The sequence below is a fragment of the Microcoleus sp. BR0-C5 genome (genome assembly GCF_036705045.1).
GTDB lineage: Bacteria > Cyanobacteriota > Cyanobacteriia > Cyanobacteriales > Microcoleaceae > Microcoleus.
The window spans coordinates 19126-29439 of sequence record NZ_JAUBTR010000081.1; the positions used below are offsets into that span (position 1 = coordinate 19126).

Sequence of the window (10314 nt, forward strand, 5' to 3'; positions counted from 1 at the left end):
GAATCGATAAAATGCGTTTTAACTTGCATTTGCCGCTGCGATATGGAACAGGCAAGATGCCCGTTCCACAAGAGTTTAAGTTGAGTGTGGGGAGTAGGGGTTGGGCATCTTGCCCGCCCCTGAAAAACTTGTTGCAAATTCTGCAACTTTTCAGCTTCCATAAATTATGGCCGATAAGTGCGATCGGCCTATTTTCACTAACACTCTTAATCAGCTTGTTTTTGAGCATTCACAGCCCCGGAACACCCGCAGCCCAAAAACCAAGGATTCTAGCGTTTTCCGCCCTCCAGAGGCGCGACAGCGAGGTTAGAAACAATTTATTTGTGGTCAATACTAACGGGGCCCGCCGCCAACTTGCACCCAATATAGATGTTAGCTACAGGCTAGTTTGGTCGCCCAATGGCTATCGGCTGGCTTTCGTCAGCGGAGACACTGACATTTATACAGTCAAGGCTGACGGTTCCGGGCTAACTAAACAGTTTGCTGGGGAGTCTTGCAAAGCAGCTAATTTTAAAATAGTTTGGTTTTCCAACAGCCAAAAACTTGTTTTTGCCCGTTCTTGCGACGGTTTTACCTCAGATTCTCCCGGCAGTCAATCACTTTATACGAGCGACACTTTGGGTATTAAAGGAAGTAAATTAGTTCGGAATTGGGAACTAGGAGGACGACCGGCTAAAACAGAAATTTCATCGGTATTTTACATTTCACCGGACGGCCAGCAGGTAGCATTTGTCAAGGATCAAAATATCTACAAAATGAATGCCGACGGTTCGGGCATGACTAAATTAACCAACAGTCCCGGCGACTATACATCCGCTAGCGAACTTGTTTGGTCGCCCGATCACACAAAAATTGCTTTCTTGTTCGGCGCTTATCCCAAACAGCAAATTTACACAATCAACGCCGACGGAAGCAACATCAAAAATTTCACTAACAACCCGCAAAATGAGGTTTATAGCGGCCAACTATTTTGGTCGCCCGATAGCAGCCGCATTGTTTACTATGGGGGCAAAGCGGGCGATTTGAGCGGGGAAAAGCAGGATATCTACCTGCTTGATATTAACCGGGGGACAGCCAAGAACCTCACCCAAAAACCAGGAAACTACAACGAACTTTCGTGGTCGCCCGATGGCCAACTTATTGCCTTCCTGGCGGGAGACTTCAACAATAAAAAACTATACACAATCAATGCTAAGGGTGACCAGCTAAATCAACTAGCTCCTCGGCTAGAACTGTCTGGAATTTTTGAATTAGCTTGGTCTTCTGACAGCCAGCAAATTGCTTTTGCTTTTAATGAGATCCAAGGCGACAAAAGCAACTTGTATGTAATTAATCGGGACGGTTCTGCCTTGACTAAATTGACAAACGACAAGGATTTGAATGCTAGCAATCCGGTTTGGCAACCGCAGTAAAGTTAAGAGCAAAAATATACTATAGGGGTGGGTTTTAGCACAGATAAATTCACAAGGGCTATATTGGCATTACCCCGGAGCGAAAGCGGGTTACTGAACAAGAAACAATCCACCAAACTCAACACTCAAAACTCTTCTCAAATTGGGGAAGATGCAATAATTTTTTTCTCCTTTAATGGCTGGTGAACTTGCAATTCACTTGACTCAAGTTCCTCGTGTTTTTCATCCTGCACCTGTTTATCAATTTTGGGCAACTTTAAAATCGCCCCAGCTAAAACCCAATAATACACGGACACTGGATCTACATCCAGCGGATAGTATTGAGTATTAATCGTAATAAATCCAACAAACACCCAAAAACTAGCTCCGTAACTTCGCAAACTTTTGTCCTTGACAGATCGGTAAGCTCTAAAAGTTAAAAAAGCTAAGTGTAAAAGCATGATCTGAAAACTAATCATTCCCGGATAACCGAGTTCGTAGATCAACTTAGGTTGGAAAGTTTCAATTAACTGCGTGGCACCAAATATTCGCGTTGAATTAGTGGCTCGTCCCACACCTTTACCGAAAGGTCTGTCAATGATAAAATTGTTGCTCTGCTCGAACTGATTAAAGAGAAACTGCTGGGGCGGTGCAGCATTCCAGCGGTTAACAAAACTCTCCCACCGCTGCTCGATAATTCCAGGGTTAATAGCTGCACCGACAAACAGCAGAATCGCCAGTCCGGCACCGACGGGAATAAATCGTTTTAAATTAACTAATTGACCGGTGAGAACTAGCAGGATGGCTGTAGCAACGGGGACCATAACTAAAGCAGCTCTTTGACCGGAAATAACTGCATTGGCAAATACTAATGCCATGCCAAATAAACCGATAACTCGCCACCAGAAGGAAGGATCGCAAAAGGCAGAGGCAAAGGTTAAAAAAGCATTAGAAATTAAAAACCACGCCCACTGCCAAGGCGCGACAAAAGTTCCCGGCAAGCGGACAAACTTGACTTCTGGACTGAACACCAAAGAACCGCCGACAAAACATCTAGCTTGCAGCGTTGCTTTATATAATTCTGATCCGGTCATTCCTCTGGTTCCCGCACACTTTCCACTTTGCAGCAACAGGTACTGAATCAAACCTAGAAGGCAGCAAACGATCGCCAAAACGATGTGCATTCGACTAAAAAATACCAAATCCTTCTTAGTGCGGAGCAGATAATAGGTACAAGCAATCAGCGGTATGTAACCTATCAATACTTTTAAGCCGAGAATTCCTTGCAGAATTGGTTTGTCGCCTTTCATAGGGTTGAGCTGCATCTCCCCGTTCACAAAAATTAAAGTCAGCATTGCCATCATCAACAGGATGCTGAAGGTAGAAAGCATTTGTTTGGGAATGAACAGGGGCAACTGTTTCTTTTTGCAGCTTTGAATTAGGGCGATGAGGGCTGGTATGTAGAAAGCATCTTTGGCTACTTGAAATGCAGCATTCCCGCCGCCAATGGCGTAGGTAATTGTACCACTGAAAGGCAGGTAAATTAGAAAAGTCCACAAAGCTTGACGGGGGTATTTGTAGGAAAGCAGCAAGATGGCTGCGGCGGCGCCTCCTGCAATAGCAATCTTAGGGCCGACTACGAACAACAGGGGAATGCTGAGAGCAACGCTGACTAAGCAGCTTATGGCGATCGCCTGCACCAATTCATTGCGCTTTTCTGAAATTTTGCGTTTTTGTGCAGCTACTTCTTTTTTGCTTAGCGCTGTTGTTTTTTCGCTGTGCTTGTGTTTGGATTTCTTGGATTTGCGTTTGGTTTTCAACATATAGCAGAAGCAAGAAGGAAGAAGGAAGAGGAAGGGAAGAAGGAAGAAGGAGGGAAGAATGAGGGAAGAAGAAAGAGGGATTTAGTTGCCTAAGAGAGAAAGAAGAAGCAATCGAGTCCTTATGTTTGTGCTATTAAGAAAGTCCTCCCCGTCAGGGCGCTTCCTATAATTTTTTTAAGGCACTTATGTAGAAGGCGGAAGACACTCTGATATAGAAGGCTGGAGATGTAGAAGGTAGAAGGCAGAAGGAATAGAAGCGAACAGATTTTGGCAGATGTGGTAACTTATTTTTAAAGTCAAGATCGAGAAAAAGTCTCGGTCGAGATTGTCGGTGTGACGCGGGCACAAATTACACTGGCGACCTTGTAGAATATAACGGCTGCATCTATAATGTACAAAAATGTACAAATCTCGAAAAAATAATTTTAATCTAGCGGTGAATATGAAATTAACAAAATTTGTATCGACGATCGGCATTGCCCTAGTTTTAGGAGCAAGCGGGAGCATATTATCTAGCAGCAGTAGAGCATTAGGGGCAGAAAAAGTAGTCCTCACATTTGGCCCGATCAGACAAGCCATCAATGTCAGCGACTTAGAAGAATTTGCTAAAAACGGCACGACGACGCCAACCCTCCAACAAATTATCCGGTTCTCCAAAATGGACGCGCAAATGCTGCGGGGGTTCATGGGTTTAGAAATTGGTTTAAAGCCTGCTAATCTGGCGAGGGTAGTTTACAGCACCCCAGGAGAAAAAATCACTGACGACATCGGTCAAGCAATTCGGACTCAGCGCCGCACAGAAAGCGGGAAAGCTTTGCGGGCAGCGGTGATCCTGGCATCCGGGGATGACGGTAAGGTATCACTGCTAGAAATCCTGAAAAAGTATCCTCTCAACGAGGTTTACGTAGATGTTGCCAGCCTTCGCACCGCTGTTGGGAAAGTTCAGAGTATAGCCGGAACTCTGCGAAGCCTGCTTCAAGATGTGACGCGATCGACAACTCGCACAACTGAAACAAATCCCACCGAAAGTCCGATCGAACCTCGCCGCAGCGTGCAGCCAACAACCCCGCCTCCAGCGCCTCGCCGCCTCGCGCCCTTGCCAGCACCCGCACCGCAGCCTGTGACGCCAGTCAGAGGGCTTTGGTAAAAAAACATAAATGTGTCCTAAAGGCGGGTGGAAGCGGCTGTTGTGGCATTCTGCAGACACTTTTGAGACCAAACCCGCCCCTGCCTAACCCTTATCCCAACCCTCAAGAGGGTTAGGACTTTTGTGAAAACTCCCAAAGCAATCAATTTTTCTTGAGCAATTTTTTGAGCAACTTAGGAATCTCTGAAGGTCGAGCCGCCACAGGTATGTCCGCCTCTTCAAAGGCAGCCATTTTGTTTGGGGCCGAAACTCCAAAGGCTTTCTGGGCAGCCGCCCGAGAACTGATCAGGATGCCGGCGTGGCCCAAAGACGGCCCCTTGGGAGCGTAGCGGCCGGCCAGATAAGCAACCACGGGTTTGTCGATCGCCGAGGCGATGTAAGAAGCAGCAGCTTGTTCACTCCACCCGCCAACTTCCCCCACCAAAACTATCGCTTCCGTACTGTCGTCTTCGTCCAAAATTTGCAGCCACTGCATAAAAGAAGAACCGACAATCGCGTCGCAGCCAATACAAACCGCCATCGACTGTCCCAACCCAGCCTCCGTCAGTTCTAGGGCAACTTCGTAAGTCAAAGTGCTGCTGCGGCTGATCACTCCCACCGGGCCGGGAGTGTAAAATTCCTTGGGGTGAGTTCCCAGCAGCAGTTTGTCGGGCACAATAATCCCCGGACTGTTGGGCCCGATTACCAAAGTTTCGGTGGCCTCTGCTTTTCTGACTAAGTGCACCATATCCAGAGGTGGCACTCCCCCAGTAACGATCGCGATTTGCCGAATTCCTCCGGCGATCGCTTCTAGAGCCGCATCCAGGACCGAGTAAGCGTCTACCAAAATTACCGCAGTGTCAACGTGACCCACTGCAGCCACTGCTTGTTCTACCAAATCAAAAATCGGAATTCCCTCCACTTCCAGCCCCCCCCGACCGGGACTGACACCGGCGACTACATTCGTGCCGTATGCTTTCATCATCAGGGCGGCGCGGGTGGACGCGGGAGATTCTGTAATGCCCTGTACTAGGACTTTGCTTTCAGGAGTTAAATTCATTTTTTCCCACTTGACACTCGATCTGTAAAAAGCAGAAGGCCTTCATCTGTTGTAAAGAAATCTAATTTTTTGCCGATCAACTGCCGCTACTTGGCGGAGGATACAGAAGCGGCCGCGGCCTCATCCAAAGTGCTAGCTAGCTGCACCGGCAACTGTCCCAAACGCTTTTTAACAGCATCAGCATCGATCTCTACCAGCCGCAGCACAACTTGGATGTGGCGGTTAGCGCGAGCTTTCCGTTCCAAATAGCCGGCTACTGCAGCGATTATTTCCTCGGTCTTGGAGGCGCTGCCCAAAATATTTACAAGTATCACCTTAACGCTTTTATCCTGAGCGACTAACTCCAGAGCCAACTCCGCGCGATCGCGCAGGGCATTTGCTGCATAGTAGCGGTCTAGGGAACCAATATTCACAAAATTAGCTGGTTTTCCTCCTTGGTGGGTTACAGCATCTAAAGTTGCCATTGTCAGGCCCACTCCGTTGCACAAAATCGCGATATTCCCGTCTAGTTCGATTAATTGCAGGGATTCGGAATTCGAGATTGAAGATTTAGATTTGGGGTCAAACTCCGGCGACTGCTGAACCTTGGACTGGGAATGGGAGCGATCGCCAGAGGCATGGGGACTTCTTCTTTCCCGTGCCAACCCGCTGCTTTGCTTCTTCCCTGAGAGTGTGGCCAAATCTGGATGTCGCCCCAAGGCATCGTCGTTGGCGGTGACTTTACCGTCTAAAGCCATTACCTCTCCAGTCGGACTGATGCCGAGAGGATTGATTTCTACTAGGTCTAAATCTTTTTCGACAAACAGCCGATACATTTTTTCGACAATGGTGCTCACCGATTGAATCAAGTCTCCCTGCAATCCCATTTTCAGCGCGAGACGCCTCGCGTAGAATGGGGAAAATTCTTGATCTACGGCAACTTGCTGCATTTGCTCGATCGACCCTTCGACATCCATACCTCCTTGGCTCGAACCCAGAAGCACCGGGCGGCGCGCTACAGGGTCTAGGAGTACCGCTAAGTACAATTCTTGGTCGGCGTTGTACTTTGCTTCTGCCAGCAGGACTTGGGGATATTCATCCTCGATCGGCAAATTAAAAATTGTTTGAGCGGCTGCTACTGCATCGATCGTATTTTCCACAAACTTGATACCGCCGGCCCTGCCCCGTCCCCCAGCCCGCACTTGCGATTTGAGTACAACGGGGTAAGGAATTTTCAGTCCTTTGAGGTCGGCGGGATTGTCAATCCGCTGCGACGGCAAAATCGGAATTGCCATCTGGCGAAATAAAGATTTAGCTTGGTACTCTAACAAATCCATTTATCAATTACGGGTGACGGGTAGTTGGCAACAAGCAATTCGTCCTAATTGGCAATTCATAATTAATAGATAGTAATTGGTTTTTTGTCAAGTCCAAAGTTAAAAACTCTCGCTTTTATCTTTTAATTTTAGACTTTTGTATTGCCGATTACTTATTCGCTATTACCGCTCGCCGATTACCTATTACCTAAGCTGTTTCAAAGTTTTTTTTCTCGGAATTGCCAAATTTTACTGTCGGCTCTGGCGGGAAGATATTTGGCGAGCGTTGGTGTTTTTTTTGTCTCAGAAAATCTTCGGACGTTCGGCGATACTGTGCCTAGATATTTCTGCGAAGTGAATTGTTTACTTGATGCTATTAGCAGGGCCTTGATGGACGGTTTTGACCCATTTGAGCCGCTTGGGCCGTACCGCAATCCGAGCCGTTACAGTCCCTACCAGCAGCCAGTGGAACATATACACAGTACCCCGCAGCGTTTGCAGCCAGGTGACAAAAACTCGCCTTACGTCAAATTTGGTCTCTTTGCGAGTGCGGCGCAAACCGACAAACATTCCCACGACCGACAATGTAAGGGTCATAAAAGTTATGGGACTGGCGATCGGCATCCGGCGCAGCGCAATTGACATCACAAAGTCGGGTAGCGCTACTGTGGGTAAGAAATATTGAGATACCCAAAATCCAAATAAATCCCAAGTTTTCCCAGTTCCCATGCGGTTCCGCAAAATTAGCCGCCAGTAGTCAAGATAACGCTGATAGCCACCTTCTGCCCAGCGATTGCGCTGGTGCCACAGAGCGCGAGGGTTAGTGACTCCTTCTTCTGACACGGCTGGGAAAGCGAGAAATTCAATGTCCCATCGGTCTAGGTGCAGCCTCACCGTCAAATCCAGGTCGTCGGTAATCGTCTCCTCGTTCCAGCCTCCGCAGCTTTCCAAGGCGGTGCGGCGCATGAATTGGCCGTTACCGCGCAATTCTCCAATGCCGCCGATCGCAATCCGCTGCTGCTGGAAAAAACTGTCGAGAGCCATTTCTGCTTCTTGGCCACGAGTCCAAAAATTTACCGAAGCATTGGCGATGGCTTTTCTGACTTGCACAGCCCCTACCTTTTCTGCATCGAACACTGGCAGCACCCGGCGCAGCAAGTCTGGCGTTACCGTCGCGTCGGCGTCAAATATTCCGACAAATTCCCCGCGAGTCAGCGGTAACACTTGATTCAGTGCTCCCGACTTCCCGCCGCTGGCATTTGCTCCTCTGCGAAATACTTTGAGCTGGGGGTACTTTTTGGTTAGCTGTTCCAATACTAGCGGCGTGGCGTCGCTGCTGTGATCGTCGATCGCCCAAACTTCGTAGCGGTCGATCGGATAATCTACATTGCAGATTGATTCTACGAATCGGGCAATCACCGCTTCCTCATTTTTCGCTGCCACTAGCAGCGACACGTAAGGCCAATCCTCTCGACTTTCATCGGCAAGAGGTGGCAGTGCGGGCTTGGGCGAAGCAAACAAAACTCGAAATGCTTGCATCCACAGCAGTCCCGTCAACCCCCACACTAGCCACGCACCCCAAGAAATCAAGTGCAGGGCGATCGTGCCGGCCCAAATCGCAGTCAGCACTGCTGCGGCTTTTCCGCGGCGTCCCCGGTACAGATTTTGAGGAAAAGAGGGAGTTCCCGGCACAGACACCGCAACCGGGAGCTCTGCTTTTGTTTCCGCGTCAAACACCCTGTCGCCAATGTCTGGTATAGCAAATACTTTGCTGAGCTTCGAGTGCGAGGTCAAACTCTTGAGCTCTTCTTGAGCTAAATCAGAGATGTCCAAGTTAAGCTCGCTGCGAGCGTCGTTTTCTGGCCAAGAACTCTCCTGCATAGGTTACTTGATTCAACCACCAATAGTTTTTGATTTTAGATATAAGCATCTACTGTATCAGTTTCTGGGCTTTTGTCGAAAGCGGACGGGAGGACAACCAGCGGGTTAGGTGTTTGTACGGCCCTGGTAAACGGGTACTGCATAGAGTATTTGGGTTGACTTTTGCTTGCGATCGACCTGGAATATCTGCTAGTTTTTTCAGGGGATCTAAACTATCTGTTAGTAATAATTGTCTAAGGTGGAAATATGTCTATTCCTCAACTCAAGCCAGCCGATGATAAAGAAGTAAAAGTCTACGCGCCTTTCTGTCAAGAGCCCAGGCGTAAGTTTTTACCGCACGCTATTGGCCTCTACAAGCTCAAAACCTTGGAGGGAGCAAGAAAAATTGACGGCGGGGAGAGCGTGCCGTTTGTCGCTAGTTGGAATATCTCGTCGCTGCCGATCGACTTAACCCGCTGTCGGGTGTTGTTTGACGGCAATGCTGAACTCAGCTACGAAGTGACTATGCAAAGCTCTGAGTTTGTTAGTTGCTTAATTGAGGTTCTCCTGACTTTTCAGCGAACTCGTACCGTCGATTTTTCTAAAACGTTTTACCGCAAGCTGATGCGAATGGATGAATAACTTTCACCGCAGTCGCACTCCCGAAAGTCCGCAATTGACAATCAAGCAATTTAATCCGGGGCCCCCGGATTAATTCGTGGATCGAGAAAAAAGCTCCTCGCTCCCGATCGCCAGCCCCCGGATTTATCAGTGGGCTTGCTTTCTTCAATCTAAAATCTAAAATCTAAAATCTAAAATCGATTGACGGGCGCTATAACTGACGCACCAATAGTGTAAAGCCACGACGGCAACATTACATGATTTGTGCGCCTGTTTTATTTGAGAAGTGGAAATAGTAAGTGAGTTGTTGGATCGTTCTCAATAATCCCTTTGGGGGTCAGCACTTATCCCCATTGCTAAAGTAAATCTACCGCAGTTTTCAGTTGAGCGTGATACAGAGTTCGCTACCTGTATTTCATCCAATTGAAAACTACTGTACTTTGTTCTGGTAAAAGTCCAAAAGTCTATTTCGGACATAGGTGCTGTGCGAGTACGCGCGAGCGAAGCTATCGCCGTGAGGCGAATCGCGCCGTCCGATTTCGTTCAAATTTTGCGACTCTGTAGCTGAGAGGAAAGCGCTGTTGATCCGCCCAAGAAAACTCAATCTACAGCCCTTGAACTGCGATCGGGCTAGCATCGCAATCAGCCTTTAGGCTGCCGAAATGCCCGTCCACGCCGTTAGATAATTTATGGGTTGAGAAGCTAGAATCCCGATTCTCAGCAGCTTATTGCTTGCAGTGCCACCGCTCAGTTTGAACGCGGGCGATCGCACTAATAATGAATAACTAATAATACATATAGCAACCCTAAATCATTCGCGTAATTATTGTAGGGGCAATCCCACGCCCGGTTGCCCCGATAGATAGGGGGTAGTGCTTAGCACTACCCCTACAAATTTACATAAATGATTTATGATTGCTATATCGATTGTCGATTATATACAAGAATGATCTGGCAAGCACCGGGCTTGATTCCAGGGCGAACGCATCTAAATTTTATGTTAACAGAATATGGTATATTGGAGCAGAATTATTGACAATTAAAAAAATATTCAATTAGAGCTTAGGAATGAAAATTTAATAACTTAAGCAAGATATAATAAACAAATGAGTGAACATCAATGTACTTGACATTTCAA

7 protein-coding genes are annotated in these 10314 nt (G+C 47.6%); 3 read left to right on the forward strand and 4 right to left on the reverse strand.

The genetic code is table 11. From position 1 onward, the window contains the following. Positions 1 to 11: 11 nt before the first annotated feature. Positions 12 to 1412: a DPP IV N-terminal domain-containing protein gene (locus QUB08_RS26955; protein WP_333228710.1), complete on the forward strand. Its 1401-nt coding sequence runs from the start codon at positions 12 to 14 to the stop codon at positions 1410 to 1412. 137 nt (positions 1413 to 1549) lie between these two features. On the opposite strand, the gene hpsL is transcribed toward QUB08_RS26955, so the two are convergent. After that, the gene (hpsL, locus tag QUB08_RS26960) at positions 1550 to 3214 is read right to left on the reverse strand and encodes a hormogonium polysaccharide biosynthesis protein HpsL (protein ID WP_333228712.1); all 1665 of its coding nucleotides are present in this window, start codon (positions 3212 to 3214) and stop codon (positions 1550 to 1552) included. Between the two features lie 442 nt (positions 3215 to 3656). Between hpsL and QUB08_RS26965 the strand changes: the two genes are divergently transcribed. Continuing rightward, positions 3657 to 4361 (forward strand): alpha/beta hydrolase, encoded by a 705-nt coding sequence (locus QUB08_RS26965; protein WP_333228714.1) that lies wholly within the window; start codon positions 3657 to 3659, stop codon positions 4359 to 4361. Between the two features lie 142 nt (positions 4362 to 4503). Here QUB08_RS26965 and QUB08_RS26970 read toward each other — a convergent pair whose 3' ends face one another. From QUB08_RS26970 to QUB08_RS26980, 3 genes are all read right to left on the reverse strand, one after another. After that, complete coding sequence (locus tag QUB08_RS26970) at positions 4504 to 5400, reverse strand: CoA-binding protein (RefSeq protein ID WP_333228717.1); 897 nt, start codon at positions 5398 to 5400, stop codon at positions 4504 to 4506. 86 nt (positions 5401 to 5486) lie between these two features. After that, on the reverse strand, positions 5487 to 6716 hold the full coding sequence (locus QUB08_RS26975) for a succinate--CoA ligase subunit beta (RefSeq protein ID WP_333228719.1): 1230 nt from the start codon (positions 6714 to 6716) through the stop codon (positions 5487 to 5489). A gap of 342 nt (positions 6717 to 7058) precedes the next feature. Then, entirely contained in the window at positions 7059 to 8576 is a 1518-nt protein-coding gene (locus QUB08_RS26980) for a glycosyltransferase family 2 protein (RefSeq protein WP_333228721.1), read from the reverse strand. A gap of 246 nt (positions 8577 to 8822) precedes the next feature. On the opposite strand from QUB08_RS26980, the gene ebsA reads away from it, so the two are divergent. Further along, positions 8823 to 9197, forward strand: coding sequence for a type IV pilus biogenesis protein EbsA (ebsA, locus tag QUB08_RS26985; protein WP_190737140.1), 375 nt, complete (start codon positions 8823 to 8825; stop codon positions 9195 to 9197). Positions 9198 to 10314: the final 1117 nt, after the last annotated feature.